Origin of the sequence: Acidisphaera sp. S103 (assembly GCF_009765975.1) — a bacterium.
Classification (GTDB): Bacteria; Pseudomonadota; Alphaproteobacteria; order Acetobacterales; family Acetobacteraceae; genus Rhodopila.
On record NZ_LMUJ01000101.1, the window covers coordinates 146,771 to 170,242 of the forward strand.

General features: G+C 64.5%; 25 protein-coding genes. 7 read left to right on the forward strand and 18 right to left on the reverse strand.

Annotation, left to right across the window (positions count from 1 at the left end; all coding sequences use genetic code 11):
* Positions 1-10: 10 nt before the first annotated feature.
* Positions 11-961 (reverse strand): NAD(P)-dependent oxidoreductase, encoded by a 951-nt coding sequence (locus GSQ89_RS33225; RefSeq protein WP_158932392.1) that lies wholly within the window; start codon positions 959-961, stop codon positions 11-13.
* A 33-nt stretch (positions 962-994) separates the two neighbouring features.
* Positions 995-1,321: a carboxymuconolactone decarboxylase family protein gene (locus tag GSQ89_RS33230; protein WP_158932393.1), complete on the reverse strand. Its 327-nt coding sequence runs from the start codon at positions 1,319-1,321 to the stop codon at positions 995-997.
* Between the two features lie 118 nt (positions 1,322-1,439).
* On the opposite strand from GSQ89_RS33230, the gene GSQ89_RS33235 reads away from it, so the two are divergent.
* Together GSQ89_RS33235 and GSQ89_RS33240 are read left to right on the forward strand one after the other, a co-directional pair.
* Complete coding sequence (locus GSQ89_RS33235) at positions 1,440-2,726, forward strand: Rieske 2Fe-2S domain-containing protein (protein ID WP_158932394.1); 1,287 nt, start codon at positions 1,440-1,442, stop codon at positions 2,724-2,726.
* Between the two features lie 60 nt (positions 2,727-2,786).
* Positions 2,787-3,533, forward strand: a complete 747-nt coding sequence (locus GSQ89_RS33240) for an SDR family NAD(P)-dependent oxidoreductase (protein ID WP_158932395.1) — start codon at positions 2,787-2,789, stop codon at positions 3,531-3,533.
* 125 nt (positions 3,534-3,658) lie between these two features.
* On the opposite strand, the gene GSQ89_RS33245 is transcribed toward GSQ89_RS33240, so the two are convergent.
* Complete coding sequence (locus GSQ89_RS33245) at positions 3,659-6,313, reverse strand: MGH1-like glycoside hydrolase domain-containing protein (protein ID WP_158932396.1); 2,655 nt, start codon at positions 6,311-6,313, stop codon at positions 3,659-3,661.
* Positions 6,314-6,411: 98 nt separating this feature from the next.
* Here GSQ89_RS33245 and GSQ89_RS33250 point away from each other — a divergent pair, with 98 nt between their 5' ends.
* Together GSQ89_RS33250 and GSQ89_RS33255 are read left to right on the forward strand one after the other, a co-directional pair.
* On the forward strand, positions 6,412-6,768 hold the full coding sequence (locus GSQ89_RS33250; RefSeq protein ID WP_158932397.1) for a nucleotidyltransferase family protein: 357 nt from the start codon (positions 6,412-6,414) through the stop codon (positions 6,766-6,768).
* Positions 6,765-6,926, forward strand: coding sequence for a HEPN domain-containing protein (locus GSQ89_RS33255; protein WP_158932398.1), 162 nt, complete (start codon positions 6,765-6,767; stop codon positions 6,924-6,926). The genes GSQ89_RS33250 and GSQ89_RS33255 overlap by 4 nt, the downstream gene beginning before the upstream one ends.
* 135 nt (positions 6,927-7,061) lie before the next feature.
* On the opposite strand, the gene GSQ89_RS33260 is transcribed toward GSQ89_RS33255, so the two are convergent.
* Both GSQ89_RS33260 and GSQ89_RS33265 read right to left on the reverse strand, forming a co-directional pair.
* Complete coding sequence (locus tag GSQ89_RS33260) at positions 7,062-7,730, reverse strand: amino acid ABC transporter permease (RefSeq protein WP_158932399.1); 669 nt, start codon at positions 7,728-7,730, stop codon at positions 7,062-7,064.
* A 25-nt stretch (positions 7,731-7,755) separates the two neighbouring features.
* Complete coding sequence (locus GSQ89_RS33265) at positions 7,756-8,628, reverse strand: transporter substrate-binding domain-containing protein (protein ID WP_216856535.1); 873 nt, start codon at positions 8,626-8,628, stop codon at positions 7,756-7,758.
* 233 nt (positions 8,629-8,861) lie between these two features.
* On the opposite strand from GSQ89_RS33265, the gene GSQ89_RS33270 reads away from it, so the two are divergent.
* Positions 8,862-9,740, forward strand: a complete 879-nt coding sequence (locus tag GSQ89_RS33270) for a lipid-binding SYLF domain-containing protein (RefSeq protein WP_158932400.1) — start codon at positions 8,862-8,864, stop codon at positions 9,738-9,740.
* A gap of 375 nt (positions 9,741-10,115) precedes the next feature.
* Here the strand turns inward: GSQ89_RS33270 and rplS are convergent, their stop codons facing one another.
* Genes rplS through ffh form a run of 5 tightly spaced genes read right to left on the reverse strand, consistent with a single transcriptional unit; the run spans position 10,116 to position 13,542 of the window.
* Entirely contained in the window at positions 10,116-10,526 is a 411-nt protein-coding gene (gene rplS, locus GSQ89_RS33275; protein ID WP_158932401.1) for a 50S ribosomal protein L19, read from the reverse strand.
* A gap of 20 nt (positions 10,527-10,546) precedes the next feature.
* Entirely contained in the window at positions 10,547-11,227 is a 681-nt protein-coding gene (trmD, locus tag GSQ89_RS33280) for a tRNA (guanosine(37)-N1)-methyltransferase TrmD (protein WP_158932402.1), read from the reverse strand.
* Positions 11,224-11,784: a ribosome maturation factor RimM gene (rimM, locus tag GSQ89_RS33285; RefSeq protein ID WP_158932403.1), complete on the reverse strand. Its 561-nt coding sequence runs from the start codon at positions 11,782-11,784 to the stop codon at positions 11,224-11,226. Before rimM ends, trmD begins: the two co-directional genes overlap by 4 nt.
* Before the next feature lie 9 nt (positions 11,785-11,793).
* A complete protein-coding gene (gene rpsP / locus GSQ89_RS33290) occupies positions 11,794-12,141 on the reverse strand; it encodes a 30S ribosomal protein S16 (protein ID WP_158932404.1) in 348 nt (115 codons plus the stop codon).
* A gap of 18 nt (positions 12,142-12,159) precedes the next feature.
* Positions 12,160-13,542 carry a signal recognition particle protein gene (gene ffh, locus GSQ89_RS33295; RefSeq protein WP_158932405.1) on the reverse strand — a complete coding sequence of 461 codons (1,383 nt, stop codon included), beginning with the start codon at positions 13,540-13,542 and terminating at the stop codon, positions 12,160-12,162.
* 364 nt (positions 13,543-13,906) lie between these two features.
* Between ffh and GSQ89_RS33300 the strand changes: the two genes are divergently transcribed.
* Positions 13,907-14,155, forward strand: coding sequence for a GxxExxY protein (locus GSQ89_RS33300; protein WP_254073479.1), 249 nt, complete (start codon positions 13,907-13,909; stop codon positions 14,153-14,155).
* A gap of 81 nt (positions 14,156-14,236) precedes the next feature.
* Here the strand turns inward: GSQ89_RS33300 and GSQ89_RS33305 are convergent, their stop codons facing one another.
* From GSQ89_RS33305 to GSQ89_RS33340, 8 genes are all read right to left on the reverse strand, one after another.
* On the reverse strand, positions 14,237-15,127 hold the full coding sequence (locus tag GSQ89_RS33305; protein ID WP_158932406.1) for an alpha/beta fold hydrolase: 891 nt from the start codon (positions 15,125-15,127) through the stop codon (positions 14,237-14,239).
* Positions 15,128-15,129: 2 nt separating this feature from the next.
* A complete protein-coding gene (locus GSQ89_RS33310; protein WP_158932407.1) occupies positions 15,130-15,852 on the reverse strand; it encodes an SDR family NAD(P)-dependent oxidoreductase in 723 nt (240 codons plus the stop codon).
* 1 nt (position 15,853) lies between these two features.
* Positions 15,854-16,654 carry an SDR family NAD(P)-dependent oxidoreductase gene (locus GSQ89_RS33315; protein ID WP_158932408.1) on the reverse strand — a complete coding sequence of 267 codons (801 nt, stop codon included), beginning with the start codon at positions 16,652-16,654 and terminating at the stop codon, positions 15,854-15,856.
* 109 nt (positions 16,655-16,763) lie between these two features.
* Entirely contained in the window at positions 16,764-16,958 is a 195-nt protein-coding gene (locus GSQ89_RS33320; protein WP_158932409.1) for a hypothetical protein, read from the reverse strand.
* 54 nt (positions 16,959-17,012) lie between these two features.
* On the reverse strand, positions 17,013-17,219 hold the full coding sequence (locus tag GSQ89_RS33325; protein WP_158932410.1) for a cold-shock protein: 207 nt from the start codon (positions 17,217-17,219) through the stop codon (positions 17,013-17,015).
* Between the two features lie 191 nt (positions 17,220-17,410).
* Entirely contained in the window at positions 17,411-20,872 is a 3,462-nt protein-coding gene (locus GSQ89_RS33330) for a sarcosine oxidase subunit alpha family protein (protein ID WP_158932411.1), read from the reverse strand.
* On the reverse strand, positions 20,869-21,141 hold the full coding sequence (locus tag GSQ89_RS33335; RefSeq protein WP_158932412.1) for a sarcosine oxidase subunit delta: 273 nt from the start codon (positions 21,139-21,141) through the stop codon (positions 20,869-20,871). The genes GSQ89_RS33330 and GSQ89_RS33335 overlap by 4 nt, the downstream gene beginning before the upstream one ends.
* On the reverse strand, positions 21,141-22,397 hold the full coding sequence (locus tag GSQ89_RS33340) for a sarcosine oxidase subunit beta family protein (RefSeq protein ID WP_158932413.1): 1,257 nt from the start codon (positions 22,395-22,397) through the stop codon (positions 21,141-21,143). The genes GSQ89_RS33335 and GSQ89_RS33340 overlap by 1 nt, the downstream gene beginning before the upstream one ends.
* A gap of 100 nt (positions 22,398-22,497) precedes the next feature.
* Here GSQ89_RS33340 and GSQ89_RS33345 point away from each other — a divergent pair.
* Positions 22,498-23,472 (forward strand): GMC family oxidoreductase (locus GSQ89_RS33345; protein WP_174254965.1); only part of this gene is annotated, 975 nt, incomplete at its 3' end.

Here is a 23,472-nt window from a genome sequence, read left to right on the forward strand (position 1 = left end):
CCACCGAATCCTAACTCGGCTTGGCCTTCTTCTCCATCGCCTCGGTCAGCCGCTGCGGATCGACCTTGATCTCCACCCCGGCACGTTCAGTCTGCAAAACCATGATCGAACGCGAGTCGCGATGACCCCAGCCGCGGTTCAGGCCTTCCGACAAATCGGCCAGCGCCAGGTTCGCCAGCCGCATCGGCACGTTCAGCTCACGCCCCAGCGCGGTGGCCAGCGATACGTCCTTGTGAGCCAGGCGCAGGGCGAAGGCGGCCGGTTCGTATTTGTTGGGCAGGAACTGGTCGGTCATCGACTCGAAGGCGCCGCGCCGGCCGATCGCGCCCTCGCGGACAGCTTCCCAGATCGCCAGCGGCTCGATGCCGGCCTTCACGCCCATGCTGAACACTTCGGCCGCGGCCGCGGTGGCGATGTAGCCGTAGCAGTTGTGCACCAGCTTGGCGACCGAACCGGCGCCGATCGGGCCGATGTATTTCGCCGCGTCACCGATGGTGTCCAGCACCGGCTTCCACTTGTCGAATACCTCGGCATCGCCGCCGCACCAGATCGCCAGCTTGCCGGATGCCGCACCGCGCGGCCCGCCGCTAACCGGGGCGTCGAACAGGTAGGCGCCCTTCTTCTCGTAATCGGCATGCGCCTTGCGCACCGTGGTGGGCGAGTTCGTGGTCAGGTCGAAATACGCCGCCCCCTTGCGGATCGCCGACAGCAGGCCGTTTTCGCCGTAGGTCACCGCGTCGAACTCGACTGGGCCTGGCAGCGAGGAGAAGATGATGTCGCACTCGGCTGCCAGCGCCGCCGGGCTGTCCACCCATGTCGCGCCGTTCTTGATGTGCGACGCCGCCGCTTCCCGGCGAACGTCATGCACCAGGACGGTATTGCCGTCCTTCTGGACACCCTTCTGTAAATTCGCGGCCATGCTGGCACCCATGGTGCCGAGGCCGATAAAGCCTGCCTTCATCGTTGCTATCTTCCTGTCAGTGCCGGCGCTGAATTACGGGTTCGCCTCGAAAATTTCACGTGCGATGTTCGCCGCCGACATCGAAGCGGGCCAGCCGGCGTAGAACGCCACGTGCGTGATCATCTCGGAGATTTCGGTCTTGGTCAGGCCGTTGTCCAACGCGCGCTGCAGATGGCCGCGCAACTGTTCCGGCCGGTAGGTGGCGACCAGCACGGCGCAGACGATCAGGCTGCGGTCGCGCTTGGACAGTTCGGGGCGTTCCCAGACGTCGCCGAACAGCACCTTCTCGGTCAGTTCGATCATCTTGGGGACGGTGTTGCGGACGGCATCGCGCGACGCCGATGATGGGATCTGGGCCATGGGTTCCTCCTGATGGGCTTCTCCCCCATTGCACACCAAACGGGTTTTCCTGTCCAATCGCCGCAGCCGCCGGAGATATCTGTATCGAAATAAAAACCAATCGGCTCAGGAGGATGTCATGCTGCGCAAGGAACAAAATGACCTGCTGACACAGACCGGTCCCGCAACGCCGATGGGCGCGCTGTTCCGGCGCTACTGGATCCCTGCCCTGCTGGCCGAGGAATTATCCGAGAGTGACGGCCCGCCGGTGCGCGTGCGGCTGCTGTCGGAGCCGCTGATCGCGTTTCGCGACAGCGATGGCCGCCTGGGGCTGATGGATGAATACTGCGCCCATCGCGGCGTCTCGCTGTGGTTCGGCCGCAACGAGGAATGCGGCCTGCGCTGCCCGTATCACGGCTGGAAATACGATGTCACCGGCCAGTGCGTGGACCTGCCGTCCGAACCGGAGAGCAGCGGGTTCAGGACCCGCACCCGGCTACGGTCTTATCCGCTGGTCGAGCGTGGCGGCGTGTTGTGGACCTATATGGGACCTGCCGAACATCAGCCGGGCTTGCCGGAATATGAATTCGCCCTGGTGCCGCCGGCGCAGACTTATGTCTCCAAGCGGCTGCAATACTGTAACTGGGCGCAGGCGCTGGAGGGCGGGATCGATTCCAGCCATGTGTCCTGGCTGCATCGCGACGCGCTTCGCTCCGATCCGCTGATGACCGGGTCGCGCGGCAACGACTACAACATGGGCGATGTCAGGCCGGTGTTCGAGGTGGCGGAGCAGCCGGCCGGGTTGTTCATTGGTGTCCGCCGCAACGCCGAACCGGGGACGCATTATTGGCGGATCACGCCCTGGTGCATGCCGTCCTTCACCATGATCCCGCCGCGCGGCCAGCATCCGGTGCACGGGCATTTCTGGATCCCGATCGACGATGAATCCTGCTGGGCGTGGAGTTTTGATTATCATCCGACACGCGCGCTGACCGACGCGGAGGTGCAGGCGATGCGCGACGGCAAGGGCATTCACACGCGCACTATGCCCGGCACATATATTCCGCTCGCCAACCGCGACAACGACTACCTGATGGATCGCGCCGCACAGAAGGCCGGCACGACGTATAGCGGTGTCGCCGGTATCGCCATGCAGGATGCGTCGTTGCAGGAAAGCATGGGACCGATCATCGACCGCTCGAGGGAGCACCTGACCGCGACCGACAACGGCATCGTCATGGCGCGCGGCCGGCTGATGCGGGCGGCGCAGGCCCTGGCGGACAAAGGCACGCCACCACCCGGCACAGATCCGGCGACGCATCGGGTGCGCTCCGCCGCGGTCGTGCTGCCGGCCGGCGCCACGTTCCAGACCGCCGCCAAGGAGGCACTGACAGCACGTTCGGGCGTCGCACCAGCCTCAGTTTAGGCGCGCTTGCATCGGCAGCCGTTTCGCCGTCCAATCGTCGCAACCGTTGGGAGTTTACAGATGTCCGATCAAACGAAGGTTGCCATTGTGACCGGCAGCGCACTGAATATCGGCAGGGCAACCGCGCTGCATTTGGCGCGCGATGGATTTTCCATCGTCGTCACCGCCCGTCAATCCGAACATGACGCTGCCGAAACTGCGCGTCAGGTGCGTGACGCAGGCACCGACGCCATCGTGCATCTGGCGGATATCAGCGATCCGGCGCAGGCGCGTGGCCTGGTGGAAGCGGCGGTCGGGCATTTCGGCCGGCTGGACGTGCTGGTCAACAACGCCTCGGCACGACGGCAGACCAAATTCGCCGATATGACGCCGGAGGAATGGCGGGAGATCATGGGCACGACGCTGGACGGTGCGTTCTACTGCGCACACGCGGCGGCGCCCCACATTGCCAAGGCGGGCGGTGGGACGATCGTCAACCTGGGCGGTATCTCGGCGCATGTGGGCGCTGTCGGGCGGGTGCATGCGATCACCGCGAAAGCCGGGATGGTCGGGCTGACACGGGCGCTGGCGAAGGAACTGGCGGGAGACAATATCACGGTGAACACGGTCGTTCCGGGGTCGATCGAAACCATTCGCGGCGCGGCGGCGGGCGGCAACCATGGCCGTTCCCTTCTGCCCGACGCCCTACTGGGCCGCCGAGGCCAACCCGATGAAATCGCCGCGATGGTGCGCTTCCTGTGCTCGCCTGAGGCCCGTTACGTGACCGGACAGACGATCCACGTGAACGGCGGCGCGTTCATGCCGTGATTTGCCAACGTCGTCATGGCACGGCGCAGTCCGGGCCATCTGATCCAACACCTTGTGGTAGCAGATGGCCCGGACTGCGCCGGTCCATGACGAGGCTGGTGCGTCAGTGCCAACGCGACCTGTTTCTATCCCCTCGGCATATCCATTCGGGTCGGGTCGTGCGCCAGGCGTCTGTGCAGCAGCAGCGCCACCAGGCCGGTCCACCCGGTCTGGTGCGAGGCACCCAGCCCCTGCCCGGTATCGCCGTGAAAATACTCATAGAACTGTAGATGATCGCGGAAATGCGGATCGTTCTGCAACCGGTCCACATTCCCGAACGCCGGCCGCCGCCCGTCCGCGCCACGCAGGAACAGCCGCGTCAGGCGTGCCGACAATTCATCGGCGATCTCCCGCAGACTGCACGTGGTGCCCGATCCGACCGGATATTCGATACGGAAATCGTCACCATAGTAACGATGGAAGCCGTACAACGCCTCCACAAGCATGGCGTTCACCGGCATCCACACCGGCCCGCGCCAATTCGAGTTCCCACCGAACGCTCGGCTGTTGCTGTCGCCCGGGACGTAGCCGACGCTGAAATGCTGGCCCTCCAGGTCCAGTTCGAACGGTTTGTCCAGATGCTCACGCGACACGCTACGCACGCCGTACGGCGACAAAAATGCTGTTTCATCCAGCATCCGCCGCAACAGCGCCTTCATCCGATGGCCGCGAAGCAGCGACAGCAGGCGTCGCGACCCCTGCCCCTCCACAGTCCAACGCGAGACCAGACCGGCTAGATCGGGCCGATGATTCAGCACCCATCGCAGGCGTTCGGCGAATTCCGGACAGCGTTCCAGCATGTCGGGCTCCAGCACCTCGACCGCGAACAGCGGGAACAGCCCGACCAGCGAGAACAGCCGCATCGGAATGACCGACCCGTCCGGCCGTCGCAGCACGCTGTGGTAGAACTGGTCCTGTTCGTCCCAAAGCCCCAGCCGGCCGTTCTGCTGCGTCATGGCCTCGGCGATGCCGAGGAAATGCTCGAAGAACTTCGTCGCCGTCGACTGGTAGACCGGGTTGCGCGTCGCAAGCTCCAGCGAGATGCGCATCATGTTCAACGCGTACATCCCCATCCAGGACGTGCCGTCGGACTGATCGACCCGCCCGGCGACGGGCAGTTTCTGGCTGCGATCGAATACGCCGATATTGTCCAGCCCGAGGAAGCCGCCCTGGAAAACGTTGCGGCCGTCGGCGTCCTGGCGGTTTACCCAGCCGGTGAAATTGATCATCAGCTTGTGGAAGACGCGCTCCAGGAACTCGAAATCCGGCGTGCCGCGCAATCCGGCATCCATTCGGAACACCCGCCAGGCGGCCCAGGCATGCACCGGCGGATTGACGTCGCCGAACGCCCATTCATATGCCGGCAACGACCCGTTCGGATGCATGTACCATTCATGCGTCAGCATCAGGATCTGCTGCTTAGCGAACTCCGGATCGATCAGCCCGAACGTCACGGCGTGGAACGCCAGGTCCCACGACGCGTACCACGGATATTCCCAGGTATCCGGCATCGCGATGATGTCGCGGTTGTTGAGGTGCCGCCAATCGCCGTTGCGGACCTCGTCGCGTCCCGCGGGTGGTATCGGCTGCAACGGATCGCCTTCCAGCCAGCGGCGCACGTCGTAGCGGTAGAGTTGTTTGGACCACAGCATGCCGGCCAACGCCTGGCGCTGCACGAGACGTGCATCCGGATCGGCCATGTTGGCCTGCAGGGACGCATAGAACGCGTCGGCCTCGGCGATGCGCTGGGCGAACAGTGCGTCATGATCGGCGAACGGGTCGCCGGCGTTGGCGGATGGGCGCCAGCGTAGCCGCAGCACGTGCCGCCCGGCCGCCGGGATCGTCAGCCTGACATGGGCGGCACATTTGGTGCCTTGCGTGCGGTCCACCGCATCCGTTCGGCCGTTCACGACGAAATCGTTGATGCCGTCCTTGAACGGTCCCTCGGCCTTCGATCCGTACAGAAGCGGCGTATTGGTTTCATTGCGGCAGAACAGCCAGTCCGCTGCGCTATCGATCGACAGGTGCCGTTCTTCCATGCGGTTATGCCAGGCGTTCACCCCGCCATCCGCCAGGGTCAACCGAGGCTCTGGGATACCCGTCCGCCAATCCCAGGTGTTGCGCCCCCAAAGCTGCGGCAACACGTGCAGATCGGCGGCCTCCGGTCCGCGATTGTCGATGGTGACGCGGATCAGGATATCGTCCGGCGCCGCCTTGGCATATTCCACCGTTACGTCGAAATACCGATCCTCGTCGAGGACTCCTGTGTCCAGCAGTTCGTATTCCGGCTGGTCCAGGCCGCGGCGCGCGTTCTCGGCGATCAGCGCGTCATATGGAAACGCCGCCTGGGGATATTTATACAACATCCGCATGTACGAGTGGCTGGGCGTGCCATCGAGGAAATAATACAGTTCCTTGACATCTTCCCCGTGATTGCCCTGGGCGTTAGTCAGGCCGAACATCCGCTCCTTCAGGATCGGGTCGCGCCCGTTCCACAGCGCCAGCGACAGGCACCAGCGCAACCGATCGTCGGTGAAGCCGGCGATGCCGTCCTCCCCCCAGCGGTAGACGCGGCTGCGCGCATGCTCGAACGGAAAATAGGTCCAGGCGTTGCCATCCGCCGAATAGTCTTCCCGGACGGTCCCCCATTGGCGTTCGGCGAGATATGGCCCCCATTGGAGCCACGCCTCCCGATCCTCCAGTCGTTTCCCCTCGATCGTGTGCAGCAAACGGTTCGGCATGCCGCATTGTATCGGGAAACGCGAGCGATCGAACAGTGACGGTCAGGAGAAAGGCGGAAGCCGTGGAAAATCGGCCCAAGTCGTGCTACAAACAATGCATGAAATTTGAGTTTTCAGATCGCACGGACAGGGCGACCGAACGACGGGTTGCCGCGGCGTTGCTGCGTAAACTCTCGGCCTACGACGTTGAGCAGGCCATCCTGTTCGGCTCCCGGGCGCGCGGCGACCATCGCCCGGACAGCGACCTCGACCTCGCCGTCGTCCTCAAGGGGCAGCGCGGGGACTTCATCGACACCAAACTGGACATGGCGGGCATAGCGTTCGACGTGCTGCTGGAGACCGGAATTCTGGTCCAGCCTTTGCCGGTTTGGGAAGATGACCTCGCGCACCCCGAGCGCTTCGTGAATCCGGCGTTGATCCGTAACATCGCCGCGGAAGGCGTCAGGCTTGGATGACTGAAAAGCTTTTGGACAAAGCCGATAGAGCACTGGCTTCGGTTCGGTTACTGCTGGAGGCGGACGATGGTGACGGCGCGGCCAACTGTGCCTATTATGCAATGTTCGACGCGGCGAGCGCGGCCCTCCTTTGGGCCGGGTCCACGAGCTACGCCTGACGGGCGATTATCTCGCAGAGGCGGTGCCAACGGACAAGGCGCGGAGCGCTATCAACGAAGCGGCGTACTTCCTTGCCTCGATACGCGCCCTGCTGAGCCAGCCAAAAACGAGGAAAGCGCCATGACCGAACGCGTTTACTTCGGCCGCTTCGCCAACCGCCGTTCATACGCCTGCGCCAGCAACGTGCTGGGAAACAGCAACGCGAAGTAAATCACCGCGATTACGGTGTAAACCTCCAGCGGCCGATACGTATCCGCCGTGATCAGTGTCCCGTTATACAGCAGGTCCGGCACCGCGATCGTCGAAACCAGCGACGTGTTCTTCAACTGCGTGATCGACTGGTTGACGAACGGCGGGATCATCCGCCGGATCGCCTGCGGCAAGATCACCAGCCGCATCACATGCCACCGCCGCAGCCCCAGCGCTCGGGCCGCATCCCACTGGCCCTGCTCGATCGAGATGATGCCGCCCCGGAAAATCTCCGCGTAGAACACGCCGGTGTAGCAGGACAGCGTCATGATCCCGGCCACCACAGCCGGGATCTGGATGCCCAGCAACACCGGCAACGCATAGTAAAACCAGACGATCTGGACCAGCAGCGGCGTGCAGCGGAACGCCTCGATGAAGGCGATCAGCGGGACGTTCAGCAGCCGTGACCGCGTCAGCCGTCCCAGCCCCAGCAGCAGCCCGATGATCAGGCCGATAACGATGGTGACGGCGGTGTAGCCCAGGGTAACCAGCACACCCCGCTCCAGAAGCGGCGCATACCGCCACAGGAAGTAGAAGTCCCATTGATAGTGCAACGCGGGACTCCTCCCCCTTCGCCGTTCAGAATGTCAGGTTGGCGGGCACCTGCTCGCGGGTCACGCCGAATTTCGCCAACCCCTCCAGCATCCACTCGCGAAGCTGCCCGGTGCCGCGGTTCATATCCAGCCAGGCGTTGATCACTTCCTTGAAGCGCGTATCCGGCTCGCGCTGCAACCCGAGGCAGCTAGGCAGCGCCACGGTCGGGTTGGTCAGCAGGTAATACGGCCCGAGCGACGGATTCTTGCCCACCGTCGACAGCCCCAGCAGAGCCGCCTGGATGTGCGCGTCGGCTCGGCCCGACTGCAACGCCAATGTGCATTCGTCGCGCGTCTTGAAGCCAACCAGGTTCGCTTTCGGGCAATACCGCCGAGCGGCAGTCTCGTGCAGGCTGCCGAGGTCGAAGACGACGGTCAGTTCCGGCTTGTTCAGGTCGTCCCAGGTCTTCGGCACCAGCCCGTGCTTCGCCAGGCAGCCGAACGGATGGATGATCATCGGATTGGTGAAGCTGATCGACAGCGCCCGAGCCGGGGTTGGGTTCAGCGCGAAAGCGAGGTCGACCTTGTTGGACTGCAGGTCCAGCACCGAGTTGCCATAGGTCGACTCAACATACTCCAGCTTTGAATCGAACACTTTCGCGATATCGAGCGCCATGGAAATGCAGGCGCCGGACCACGCCCCGGTCGCGAGGTCCTTCTGGAAATAGGGCAATTCACCCGGCAGCGCGGCAATGCGGAGAACCTTGGTGCGGCGCACCCGGTCGAACGTGCTCTCGGCCGATGTCTGGGCTTCTGCCTTCGTGGAAGCCAGCCCGACCAGGCCCATCACGGGCAATAAACCGGCCACCAAGGCCAGTCCGCGGCGATCGATTCCCTTACGGCCCGTGTGCTGCATCATCCCTTTTGTCCCCTGTGCTTGCCGGCATCGCATCATGTACCACACCGGAACGGTACACGGCATGCCTTTGTTGGCAAGCAAACAATCAAGCCGTCAGTGCCGTGCAATCCGCGGGCCGCGAGACGATGGTTGGGGTCGCCCTAAAATCGCCGCGCTGCTCAAACAGGCTCCACCCGACTCGGCCGTTCGGCCTATGGCAAGCATGATTCAGGACGGCAAGGAGAAACCGACGCATGATCCGATTCCTGGCAACCGCCGCGCTGGCGGCGCTGACGTTGCTGCCAACCGCGTGTTCGGTCGACGATGGGCATGGCGCCCAACAGACCCTGGTGGATCGAGCCACCCTGACGGTGCAGGAGATGATGACGCAGACGGTGTCGCGGGATCCGCGCGACCTGCTGCGGAGCGCCAAGGCCGTGATGGTCTGTCCGCGCATCTTCAAGGCCGGCTTCTTCTTCGGCGGTGAGGGCGGCAACTGCGTGCTGCTGGCCCGCGCCGGCAACGGCACATGGTCCTACCCCGCGTTCTACACGATCGGCAGCGGCAGCTTCGGCTTCCAGTTCGGCATCGAGGACAATCAGTTGCTGATGCTGATCATGACGCGCCATGGCCTGAATGCCGTCCTCGACAGCCAGATCAAGCTGGGCGCGAATGCCGGCATCGCGGTGGCGACGCTGGGCGCCGGCGTGCAGGGATCGACCACGGCAGCGGTGGGGGCCGATATCGTCGCGTTCGCCGCCAGCCGCGGCCTGTTCGGCGGCGTCGCGCTGGAAGGCAGCGTGATGTCCACCCAAACCGACTGGAACCAAGCCTATTACGGCCAACCCGTCGGGGCTCGGCAGCTAGTGATTCAGATGCAGGGCGCCAATCCGGGTGCCGATCCGATGCGCGACGTGCTGACGCGGTACGGGACACGAAACGAACGTCCGTCTATGCCGCCGCCTCCCCCGCCGCCGCAGCAGGGTTATGCGCCGCCGCAGTATCAGCCTCAGTACCGGCCACAGCCGCAATACCAACCCCAGTACCAGCAGCAGGGTGGGCAGGAACCGAACGGGTATCAGGCCGCGCCGTCCGACGGACGTGGGCCAATTCAACAGCAGAACTTGAATTAGAGGGATAATACCAACTGTGTTGAGGCCGACTCTTGAACTGCCGTCGGGGCCGACTCCTGACGCGTCATGGCCAGCCCCAGTCGATTCGTCATGGCCAGTTCCAGTTGCTTCGTCATGGCCCGGCGTCAGTCCGGGCCATCTGATCCAGTAAGGCTCTGCGTCAATACAGGCGCCGAATTAGGGGGTTAAGTGCCGGTCATCCCCTCGTGTCCCCACCACCGACGCCGGCCCATCCGCCGTAGCTAGGCGTGTCCCGGCCATGACGGGTAAAGCGTCCGAACACCATCCTGACGCCTATGGAACCTTCCCCCGCAGCCAGCCCCAACCCGGGGGCAGGCCCGTCACGGGGGACCGCCCCTTGTGCAGAGTCCGGCCTTACTCGGCCGCCGCGGTGTCCGCGGGAGCCGCCGTCTGCGTCTGTGTCGTCGACCTGGCACGTTCGGCAATACGAGCCGACTTGCCGCTGCGGCCACGCAGATAATACAGCTTGGCGCGGCGCACGTCGCCACGGCGCACCACGGCGATCTCCGCGATCGTCGGCGCATACAGCGGGAACACACGCTCCACACCTTCGCCATAGCTGATCTTGCGCACGGTGAAATTGCTGTTCAGGCCCTTGTTGGAGCGGGCGATGCAGACGCCCTCGAACGCCTGGACGCGGGTGCGCTCACCTTCGACGACCTTCACGGAAACGCGCAGCGTGTCGCCGGGAATGAAGTCGGGGACGGCGCGGGTGGCGGTCAGGCGGGCGATCTGCTCCGCTTCGTACTGCTGGATAATGTTCATCGCTTTGTCCTCTTGCTTTCCTATGGAGCCGCGGCCAACAGATCGGGTCGGCGTTCGCGGGTGATTCGTTTCGATTCTGCTTGCCGCCAGGCAGCGACAGCGCCGTGATGGCCGGACAGCAGCACGTCCGGCACCCGGTGCCCCTGCCATTCGGCCGGACGGGTATAGTGGGGGTATTCCAACAGGCCGGCGGAGAAGCTTTCGTCCTCGGCGCTTTCGGCCGCGCCCATCACGCCGGGCAGCAGCCGCACGATGCTGTCCAGCAGCACCAGCGCCGCCAATTCGCCACCCGACAGCACGTAGTCGCCGATGCTGACTTCATCCATCGCACGCGCCTCGATGACGCGCTGATCGATGCCCTCGTAACGGCCGCACAGCAGGATCGCCCCCGGTCCGGCGGCAAACCGCTGGGCATCCGCCTGGGTAAAACGCCGGCCTCGCGGCGTCAGGCACACCACCGGACGGTCATCGGCGACCGAGGCAACCGCCGCGTCGACGATATCCGGTCGCAGCACCATGCCCGCACCGCCGCCAAACGGGGTGTCATCCACCGTCTTGTGCCGATCGTTGGCGAAATCCCGGATATTGGTCACATCCAACGACCATACCCCGGTCTCCAGCGCTCGGCCCGCCAGGGATTGACCCAACGAACCCGGAAACATCGCCGGGAACAACGTCAGGACAGAGGCGCGCCAGGTCATGCCGCTTCCTCCGCTTCCGAGGCCGGAACCGTTCCAGCGTCTTCCGCGACGATGATTTCATCCGGCGCCACCACCACCAGACGGCCGCCGGCGATATCCACCGTCGGCACACAGGCGGCGGTGAACGGGACGATCAGCGGCACCCCAGGTGCGGCGACTTCCAGACTGGCGCCGGCGCCGTAGTCATGCACCACGGAAACCACACCAAGCGCCCGTCCCGACGGGTCCACCACGGACAGGCCGATCAGGTCCGTCAGGTAGTACTCGTCGTCATCAGCCGGCGGCAGAGCCGACCGATCGACGAACAGCTTCGTGTTGGTCAGCTTTTCCGCCTGGGCGCGGTCGGTCACCTTGACCGGCACGCCATCGATATGACGCGTGACCTCGGCGATGCCGTCGGCCTTCCAGCGCAGGGTCAGCAGGCGCCCCTCCGCGTCGGACAACGGTCCGTACGCGGTCAGATCGGCGGGGTCGGCGGTGTGGCTGGTGATCTTCACCAACCCGCGCACGCCATGCGCCCGTCCGATTACGCCCAACTGAATGCGGCTGTCCGGCACTGGCCCGACTTATGCTGCGGCAGCAGCCGTGGCGGCAGCCTTGGCGCGTTCCTGCGCCTTCTTCTTCGGCGCGGACTGCACGGGCTGCTCATTCCACTTCGGCATCGGGGCCAGCCCCGCCTTGCCGAGGAACTTCGCCACCCGTTCGGTCGCCACCGCGCCGTTGCCGATCCAATGCGCCAGACGCTCCGGCTGCAAGCGGATGCGGTCTTCGTGTTCGGCCGGCAGCATCGGGTTGTAGCTGCCGACACGCTCGATGAAGCGGCCGTCGCGCGGGCTGCGGCTGTCGGCGATCACGATGTGGTAGTACGGACGCTTCTTGGCACCGGCGCGGGCAAGGCGGATTTTCAGGCCCATGTAACTGTCACTCCTGGTTCAATAGGGTCGGCGGTTTTGCGGAGACATGCCTTTCGGCATCAGGGCACCAAGGCCATGACGCATCAGGCCCTTCTGCCCCAGCTTGCTCATTTTCTTCATCATCGTGGACATGTCGTCGAACTGCTTCAGCAGCCGGTTCACGTCCTGGACGGTCGTCCCGGACCCAGCGGCGATGCGCTTCTTCCGGTTCGCCTTGATGATATCCGGCGTGCGACGTTCCTTCATCGTCATCGATGAGATGATCGCCGCCTGCCGTTTGAAGACCTTCGTATCCAGGTCGGCGCCCTCAAGCTGCTGCTTGATCTTGCCCACCCCGGGCAGCATCCCGAGGATCCCGGACAGGCTGCCCATCTTGCTGATCTGGCGAAGCTGACTGGCATAGTCGTCCAGGTCGAACTTCCCCTTCATCATCTTGGCGGCAAGCTTCTCAGCCTCCGCCTGGTCAATCGTTTCACTGGCGCGTTCGACCAACCCAACGATGTCGCCCATGCCGAGGATGCGGCCGGCGACGCGTTCGGGGTGGAAATCCTCCAGCGCGTCCTGCTTTTCGCCGACGCCGATCAGCTTGATCGGGGCGCCGGTGATGGCACGCATCGACAGCGCCGCGCCGCCACGGGCGTCGCCGTCCATGCGGGTCAGCACGATGCCGGTGATCGACAGCGCGTCGTTGAACGCCTTGGCGGTGTTGACGGCGTCCTGGCCGGTCATCGCATCGACGACCAGCAGCGTTTCCGCCGGGTTGGTGGCGGCGCGGACCTGACGGACCTCATCCATCAGTTCCTGGTCGATCGACAGGCGGCCCGCGGTGTCGAGGATGACGACGTCGAAGCCTTCCCGCCGGCCGACATCCATCGCCCGGATGGCGATCTGCACCGGAGTCTGGCCGGCGACGATCGGCAGGCTGGGCACGCCGGCCTGGTCGGCCAACTGCGCCAATTGCAACTGCGCGGCGGGGCGCTGGGTGTCCAGGCTGGCCAGCAGGACGCGGCGCTTCAGACGCTCCGACAGGCGGCGGGCGATTTTTCCGGACGTGGTGGTCTTGCCGGAGCCCTGCAGCCCGACCATCAGGATCGGCACCGGGGCGGCGGCATTCAGGTTGATGGGCACGGCGCCGGCGCCACCCAGCGCCTCGATCATCACGTCGTTGACGATCTTGACGACCTGCTGGCCGGGCGTGACCGAGGACAGCACCTCGGCGCCGATCGCGCGCTCACGGACCTTGGCGATGAAGTCGCGCACCACCGGCAGGGCGACGTCGGCATCCAGCAGCGCCAGGCGGACTTCCCGCAGCGCCTCGGTGACGTCGGCCTCGCCCAGCGATCCGCGGGTGCGGAGCCGGTCGAATACCCCTGACAGCTTGTCCGAAAGTGCCTCGAACACGGGTGGTGATTCTCCAAACAATTATGCGCCGCTGCGCGAACCCTCGCGGAGCGGCGTAGCCCCCGCGTCAGGCGGGGACCGGGTAACAGGTTGACCCGGATGGCGGGCTTATGGCGAGGGCTGGCGGCGAAGTCAACGTCGATTGCGGTTGGATCAGCGCTTGTTAGGCTTTGGGCAACGATTTGCTGGCAGCGTCGCGAAGGAAGGGCCTAACGCAGATAGAAAAGCAGATGCACGCCAAACACGCAGATGAAGAGCGACTCAATGCCCTATCGGGACGCGTCATTGGCTGTGCGTTTACCGTACTTAAACGCTCGGAGCCCGGTTTCTGGAGAAAGTCTACGAAAATGCCCTGGCCCATGAGTTGCGCAAGGCTGGACTGACCGTCGCGCAGCAGCATTGGCTTTCCGTCGTTTACGATGGCATGACGGTTGGCGAATACGTCGTCGATCTGGTGGTCGAGAAAGCGCTTCTGGTCGAATTGAAAGCCACCAAAGCGCTGGATGACGCGCATCACGCTCTATGCCTCAAGGCATCCGGTCTGCGGCTCGGCTTGCTGCTGAATTTTGGCAGGCCACGGCTGGACATCAAACGCGTGGCCAACGCGCTATGACCACCGCATCTGCGTGCTTTGCGTGCATCGTCCTTTTTTTCTGCGTTAGGTCCTTGCTTTCTGGCTTCCTTTGCGGCGCAGCTAGGCCGCACGACCCATCAACTCCTTCACGGCGGCCACGACGTCATCGGGATTTTCCCTCGACAGGAAATGCCCCGCCCGGGGGATCAGCCGCCGCTGCAAAAGGTTGGAGAACAGCCGATCGCGCGGAATCGAACCGGCCGGCGAGCCAACGCCGTCCGCCTCGCCGTGCAGGACGATCGTCGGGACCGGGATCGGCGGCTGCGCCGCCAGCGCGGCTTCCAGCATATCGTAGGCGGGATCGCCAGCGGCGTTGCCGTAACGGTGGCGATAGGACTGGATCGTCACGGCGACGAAGTCGGGATTGTCGAAACTCGCCGTTGTCGCCTGCAACGTTGCATCGTCGAAGGCCCAGTTCGGCGACCACAGGTGCCACAGCAGGCGGGTGATCTCGGAGCGATTCGAGGTCAGGCCGGCGACACCGCGATCGGTATGGAAATACCACTGATACCAGTAGCGATGTTCCTGTTCCGCCGAACCAGGCCGAACGGCGCCCGCGATGTCCTGAATACCGTAACCGGTGATCGAGACCAGGCCGGATACACGTTCCGGCCACAACGCCGAGACCACGCACGCGGCCCGTCCGCCCCAGTCGTAGCCGACCAAAATCGCGGACCCGATCGACAGCGCGTCCATGAAATCCCGCACATCCGATCCCAGTGCGGCCTGCTGCCCACTGCGCGGTGTGGCCGGGTCCAGGAACCGCGTGGCGCCGTAGCCTCGAAGCCAGGGGACCAGGACGCGGAAGCCGGCCTGGGCCAGTGGCGGGGCCACCTGATCGTAGTCGTGGACGTCGGACGGCCATCCGTGCAGCAGGATGACGGCCTGGCCGTCCGGCGGACCGGATTCCAGGTAGGCGATTTCCAGAACCGGGGTGCGGATGGTCTTCATGGTCAATACGCCAGGAACCCGCCATCCACCGGCAGGGTCACGCCGGTGATGTAGCGGGCAAGGTCGGAGGCCAGGAACACAGCGGGGCCGGCGATATCGGCCGGCTCGCCAATCCGCCCCAGCGGAATCCGATTGGTGAAATTGGCCATGTAGTCGGGGTTTTGCCGAGCGTGCGTGTTGATGTTGGTGGCGATCATGCCGGGGCCGATGGCGTTGACGCGCACACCTTGCGGCGACAGCTCGATCGCCAGCGCCTTGGTCAACGCCCGCACCCCGCCCTTGGACGTGGTGTAGGCAGCCGAATTCGGCAGCGCGACGAACGACTGGATGGACCCGATGTTGATCACCGATCCCTTGGTGGCCTTCAACTGATCGAGGAACGCCGTGACCATGTTGTAGGGACCGTCGAGATTGACGGCCAGGGTCAGGTCCCAATCGGCCCGGTTGGTGCTGGCTTCCAGCTTGCTGCGGCGGATGATACCCGCGTTGTTGACCAGAATAGAGACCGGCCCGACCTGTTTTGCCAAGGCATCGCAAGCGGCCCGGTCCGATACGTCCAGCACGTAGTGCTCGGTGCCGATGGCGGAGGCGACACGGGATGCGCCGGCTTCATTCACGTCAGTGACGATCACCTTCGCGCCGTGTTGCGCCATGGCCTTGGCGATGCCCTCGCCGATGCCCGATCCGGCGCCGGTAACCAGCGCCAGCTTCCCGTCCAGCAGCATCTCAGCGCACCAGGTTGTTGGTGACGGCGCCGCCGGTGGCGGTGCGTCCGCCATCCACGACATATTGCGCCCCGGTGATGTTCGACGCGAGGTCCGAGGACAGGAAGATCACCAGGTTCGCGACTTCCTCGGCGGTGCCGTAGCGACCGATAGGGATGTTAGACTGATAGCGCGTGCCGACACTGCTGGGATCGTCGGGGTTCAGCATAGATTCCAGGGAATGGATCATGCGCGTGTCGATGGGACCGGGGCAGACGGCGTTGACACGGATGCCGTTGCGAGCGACCTCGCCCGCCGCTGTCTTGGTCAGGCCGATAACGGCGTGCTTGGACGCGACATAGGCCGGCATCCCGGGCGAGGCAACCAGACCGGCCACCGAAGCCGTGTTCACCACCGACCCACTGCCCTGCTTCAGCATGACCGGCAGGACGTGGCGCATGCCAAGGAACACGCCTTTGACGTTGATCGCCATGACGCGGTCGAACATCTCTTCATCGTATTGATGGGTAGGGGCGACGCTGCCCTCGATGCCGGCATTGTTGTAGAAGCAGTCGATGGAGCCGTATTTCTCCACCGCCAGTTTCACATAATTCTGCACGTCGGCCGATTGGGTGACATCGGCGGGCACGAAAAACGCCTCACCACCCTGCTGACGCAAAATACCGGCGGTGGCCTCACCTGCCGCCTGATCGCGGTCCACGATAACCACCTTGGCCCCGCGGCTGGAAAAACCCAGCGCGGCAGCTCGGCCGATTCCGTTGCCGGCGCCTGTGATCAGGGCGACCTTGCCGTGGAAGTCCATCGTTTCCTCGCTTCGTTGTTGGCGTTGCGAGGAAGGCTAGACCATCTGGATGCGGACGGGAATTGTAAGAAGCGCACGCAGTGCGCTATGAGCCGCGATTACCGAGTTTTCAGGCGCGCCGAAGCTGCGCCTCATCAACCACACGTTCGTGGTTATCCAGCGCGCTCTTCGCCCGGTACTGGCACCCGATCTGGGTCACCGGCATACGTCGGACAATCGTATAAATCCCGGGTCGGACATTGACATTCGAACTATTCGTCATCAGGGCGACTTTGTCGCCAGCCGCGAACTTATATTCGGTCAATGGGCGTCCCTTCTCGAAACATTAGGGGCGGCGCATAACACGCCGCCCGGCATGTCAGCTCGCCTGAAGATTGACGGCCGAGGTCTTGCCCTGCTGTCCACGCTCCAGCTCGAAGCTGATCGTCTGACCCTCATTGAGGGTCTTGAGCCCAGCGCGTTCAACAGCCGAGATATGGACGAACACGTCCTTGGAGCCGTCGGACGGCTGAATGAAACCGAAACCCTTCTGGGGGTTGAACCATTTTACAGTACCTGAAGCCACGTGAAGTCTCCGCAACTGGCCAAATCCCACGCACATGCGGGATATCTTACTTTTCAATTGGGGAGAGAACGGCGCACCACGATGCGGTCAATGATGACGCAGGGTAGCGCGAAATAGGGATCTTGCCCCGGCTGAAAAGTTCAGCCGTTCGACCTTCATACATCATCCGGTAAAAAAAGACAGCTTTTCTTTCACGGCATCATCACAGGCTCGGGATCGGTCCATTCCAACCGTGCCTCCTCCAGGCATGCCCAGACGTAGGGCACGAAAGACCTGGGGACATCCAGGTGGAAGACCTCCGGCGCAATCCGCCACAGCACGATTTCCGCGTGGCCCAGGCGCGTGCGGGTACACATACCCACGGGAAACGCGGATATATCCAGGTCCAGGGCACAGAATGCGTTCAGGCACCAGGCGGCACGGGGACCGGTGATCTCCAGGGTTCGCGAGCGGTGGGATACATCGACGATGCTCGCCGGGTGGTCGGCGGCCGCTTTCGTTGCCTGCGCAGCCAGGTCGGATGCGCCTTCGGGGGCGACGACCAGCCATTCGTCCGGACCGAGCCACAGGGCTGCTCGGTCGCGGGCGATGACGGAGCGGCAGGGGACGGTGGGCAGCAGCACACCCAGCGCCAGGCCGATCGCGGTGCCGGCCACGGTTCCCGCGCGGATCGCCAGGCGCGTGGTGGGGGCGAGGACGGTCAGTTGGACCGTGCCGCAAGGGCGGGCGACCGGCGCCAGTTGGTCCACAGCGGCTAGCAGGGGTTCGCCGGCGGCACGCGGCAGCGGTCGCGCGCGCAGGCGGTCTCCGGCTTTGTCGAGGAAGATGGGTTCGCTGACCGTCACGCCTATGGCGCGGTGCGGCGTCGGCACCTGCAAAGGCTTGCCGATCCGCGAGCGTCCGCCTGTGACCAGGGCGAGCGCAAAAGCGCGTCCCAGCGTGGGGCTACGGTAGGACGACGTGACGTGGCCGATCGCCTCGGCGCCATCGGTCACGGCGGCCCCTTCCTCCGGCATGGCGGTGGGGTCGTCCGGGAGCAGACCTACAAGTTGCTTGCGATCCGACCGCTTCAGGTCCGGCAGTGACAGGGATCGCTTGCCGACGAAGTCGCCGCCACCGATCGTCCAGCCGAGGCCGACATCGTCCGGGGTGACCGTTCCATCCGTCTCCTGCCGGACGATGATGTAGCCTTTCTCGGCGCGCAGCAGATGCATCGCGTCGGTGCCGTATGGGGTGACCCCATGTTGCCGCAGCGTATCCCACACGCGTTGCGCGTGGTGCGGTGGCAGGTTGATCTCGAAGCCGGTTTCACCGGTGAAGCTGACGCGGAACAGACGGATTGGGATATTGCCGATACGGGTTTCGCGCACGCTCATGTGCGGCATGGTGGAAAGATCTACGTCCGGAATGAACGGTGCCAGATGTTCGGCTGATTTTGGCCCCTGCACCGCGATCACCGCCCATTGTTCGGTGATCGATGTCAGCCATACGCGCAGGCTGGTGAATTCGGTCTGTAGGTAGTCTTCCATGTGATGCAGCACGAACGCCGCACCGCCGGTCGTGGTGGTGACATGGAACCGATCGGCGGCGAGGCGGGCGACGATGCCGTCGTCACGGATGAAACCGTCCTCGCCGAGGAGCACTGCGTAGCGGCAGCGGCCGGGTGCCAGGGTGGTGAAGTCGCCGGTGTAGATGCGGCTCAGGAACGCCGCCGCATCCGGTCCGGCGACCTCGATCTTGCCCAATGTGCTGGCATCGAGCATCCCCGCGTCGCCGCGTACCGCCAGGCATTCGCGGATCACCGCGGTATCGATCGTTTCGTTGTCACGCGGGAAGCAGCGGGCACGCTTCCAGGTGCCGACGTCCTCCAGCATCGCGCCTGGCGTGGCGATGGGCGGCAGCCGCACCGGCGCGGACAGCGCATCGCGGAACGGCCCGGCGAGGGCACCGAATGTCACCGGTGTAAAAGGCGGCCGGAATGTGGTCAGGCCGACTGCCTCGATCCCCTGCCCGGTCAGTGCCGCCACCGAGGCCAGCGCATTCAGGTTGGACGTCTTCCCCTGGTCGGTCGCCATCCCGGTGGTGGTGTAGCGCTTCACATGCTCGATGGAGACAAACCCTTCGTCCGTCGCGATCGCCAGGTCTTTCGTTGTCACGTCGTTCTGGAAATCCACGAAGGCGGAACGATGCGGAGCCGCCGGCACTGGCGGACCGGACCGGCGCATGGCCGGAATACCGGCGATAGCGAACGGCGGGGGCTCACTGCCACCGGCTAGGGCGCCGTCGCGCAGGCATGCCGTGAGGTCGAATTCGCCGGCGCAGGCCCCGATCGCCCCCTCGGACGGCAAATAGACCCCGGAAGCGGCATCGAACACCAGTCGCCCCCGCGATTGGCTGAACAGGTGCACCGATGGTGTCCAACCGCCGCACATCAGGATCGTATCACAGGGAATGATATCGGTTTCGTTCGCCAGCTTGGCGGAATGAACCCGAAGACGGCCCTCCGTGCCACCAATCGTCATGCCGGGGTAAATTGGAATACCAAGTAGGCGGGCCGCAACCACGGTTTCGCCGTCCGGATCAGCGCGCTGATCGACGATCGCGGCGATCGTCATACCCGCCGCATGCAGATCCATCGCTGCGCGATAGGCGCTGTCGTCGGCGGTCGCGATCACCACGCGCTGTCCGACCTTGACCCCGTAACGATGCAGATAGGTGCGCGCCGCGCCAGCCAGCATCACACCGGGACGGTCGTTGCCGGGGAACACCATCGGGCGCTCGATCGCGCCAGTCGCCAGCACGACGCGACCGGCGCGCACCTGCCACAACCGTTCCCTCGGCATCACCGAAGTCGGTTCACCGAGATGATCGGTCACCCGCTCCACCAGTCCGATCAGATTCCCCGGATACCAACCGAACGCCGTGGTGCGTGGCAGCAGCGTCACCGAACCGGCGAGGGTCGCAATAACCTCCCGCACCCAGTCGGGCGCCGGCCAGCCGTCGATCGTGGTATTCGGTTCGTCCAGCAGCGATCCGCCCAGTTCCGCCTGTTCATCGCACAGGATCACACGAGCGCCGGTCGCCGACGCCCCCAGTGCGGCGGCGAGGCCAGCGGGACCACCACCAACAATCAACACGTCACAATGCGCATACCGATGCAAATACCGATCCGGGTCCGAATCCACCGGCGCTCGGCCCAACCCCGCCGCCCGGCGGATCGCCGGCTCATACAGCCGCTTCCAGAAGGACGGCGGCCACATGAAACTCTTGTAGTAGAAGCCGGCGGACAATAGCGGTGCGGCCAGTCCGGCCAGTGCGCCCAGATCGAATCGTAGCGATGGAAACCGGTTCTGGCTGCGCGCGGTCAGGCCGTCGTACAGTTCCACCTGGGTGGCGCGCAGGTTCGGCGTGATCCGCCCTGCCCCGCGATCGATCGTGACCAGCGCGTTCGGCTCCTCCGACCCGGCCGATAGAATGCCGCGCGGGCGGTGGTATTTAAATGAGCGTCCCACCAGATGGACGCCGTTTGCCAGCAGCGCCGAGGCCAACGTGTCGCCGGGGAAGCCAGCGCAGCGCTGTCCGTCGAAGGTGAAATGAATCGGGCTGGTGCGATCGACCCGCCCGCCTGTCGCTGCACGAAACGGCTGCATCATGACGGCGGTGCCTCGCCAGGCTTGTATGTCGCCGCGATGTGGTCGCTGACGGTGTCCCTGACGCAATTGAAGAAGCGTCCGCAACCATGCAGATGCCGCCAACGTTCGGTATGCCGGCCTTTCAGGTTGTCGCGCAGATACAGATACGCCCCCCAGGCGGCGTCATCGACCAAGGATGGATCTGGCGGCCGCACCACATGCGCCTGGCCACCGTAACGAAATTCGTTCTCCGGCCGAGGTCCGCACCAGGGGCAGGGAATCAGCAGCATCAGTGTGCCACCGCCGCTGCCGCGGCCTCATCGATCAGGCGGCCGGTCACGAAACGATCCAGGCTGAACGGCGCGGCGATCGGATGCGGCGTTCCGCTGGCGATCGTCGCGGCGAACACGTCTCCTGACCCGGGCGTGGCCTTGAACCCACCGGTTCCCCAGCCGCAATTGACGAACAGCCCCGGCACCGGCGTCAGGCCGATGATAGGCGAGCGGTCCGGCGTGGTATCGACGATGCCGCCCCAGTTGCGCAGCATCCGCAGCCTTCGGAACGATGGAAACAATTCGCAGACCGCGGCCAATGTCTCGGATGCGATATGCAGCCCGCCGGCCTGGCTGTAGGATGGATAGGCATCCGTGCCGGCGCCGATCACCAACTCCCCTTTGTCGGACTGGGAGACATAGGCGTGGACGGTGTTCGACATCACCACGCAGGGCATCACCGGCTTCACCGGCTCACTGACCAGTGCTTGCAGCGGAAACGATTCCAGCGGCATGCGCACGCCGGCCATCGCCATCACCACACTGGTATGGCCAGCCGCCACCACACCGATACGCCTCGCCTCGATCGGTCCGCGGGTCGTTTCGACTCCGGTCACCGCGCCCGACGGGTCACGCGCAATCCCGGTCACCGCGCAGTTCTGGATGATATCGACACCCATCGCGGAGGCCGCACGCGCATAACCCCAGGCCACCGCGTCATGCCGAGCGACTCCGCCGCGGCGCTGGAGGGCGGCACCGAGCACCGGATAACGGACGTCGGGACTGATATCCAACGGCGGGCAGAACGCCTTCACCTCAGCCGGCGTCAGCCATTCGTTGTCGATCCCCAGCAGCCTGTTGGCATGCACATGGCGCCTGAACACCTGCACGTCATGATGCGTGTGCGCCAGCATCAGCACCCCGCGCGGCGAATACATCACGTTGTAGTTCAGCGCCTGCGACAGGCCTTCCCACAGCGTCAGTGCATGTTCGTAGAGCGCCGCACTCTCAGGCCGCAAATAGTTAGAACGGATGATGGTGGTGTTGCGGCCGGTGTTGCCGCCGCCCAGCCAGCCTTTGTCCAGCACCGCGATGTCGCGGATGCCGTGCGTCTTCGCCAGATAGTACGCCGTCGCCAGGCCGTGCCCACCGGCGCCGACGATCACCACGTCGTACGACGCCTTGGGTTGCGCGTCCCGCCACTGCCTGGCCCAGGCCTTCCCTGCCCCGTGCCGCAGCAAGGACAGGAAGGAGAATGTCGAAGTTTCCGCCATCAAGCGGCATCCTTGCCACACCCCCCGCCGCAGTCAAAGCGGCAAGCTTCCGGTCGACGCCGATCCGGGTATAGGATTGTCACAAACAAGGGATGAGACGATGGCTGAGTTCGACTACATCATCGTGGGCGCCGGTTCCGCCGGTTGCGTGCTGGCAAACCGCCTGAGCGAGGACAGAAGCGCCACGGTGTTGCTGCTGGAAGCCGGTCCGAAAGACAGCTCCATGTGGATCAGAATCCCAGCCGGTTTCACCAAACTGCTCAACAATCCAACGTATAACTGGAATTTCGAGAGCGAACCGGAACCCAACGCCAATAACCGGCGCATTCCCATCCCGCGTGGACGCACCCTGGGCGGGTCCAGCGCCATCAACGGCATGCTGTATGTCCGCGGCAACCCGCTCGACTACAACACATGGTCGCAATACGGGAACCGGGGCTGGGGCTACGACTCGGTGCTGCCCTATTTCCGCAAGGCCGAACATTTTGGCCCGGGCGGTGACGACTCGCGCGGCCGCGGCGGCCCGTTGAACGTCGAGCACATGCGGGAACGCGCCGAACTGCTGGATGCGTTCATCGACGCCGCGGTGGACCAGGGCTACCCGCGCAACAAGGACTACAACAACGGCCACCAGGAAGGGTTCGGCTATTTCCAGGTCACCCAGAAGAACGGCGAACGTTGGTCCTGCGCGCGCGGCTACCTCGATCCGATCCGCAACCGCCCCAACCTGAAGATCGAAACCGAATCCCTGACGACGAAGGTGCTGCTGAAAGGCAAGCGCGCCGTCGGCGTCGCCTACACCCAGGGCGGCGTGGCCAAGGAAGCGCATGCCAACCGCGAGGTCATCCTGGCCGCCGGCGCGGTAAAGTCCCCTCACATCCTGGAACTATCCGGCATCGGCAACCCGGAGCTGCTGTCCTCCCTGGGCATCGAGGTCCAGCACGCGTTGCCCGGCGTCGGTGAAAACTACCGCGACCACTACGCCCCACGCATGAACTGGCGGGTGAAGTTGCCGGTGACGCTGAACGAACGCAGCCGCGGCCTCGCCTTGGCCAAGGAGGTGTTCAAATACTAC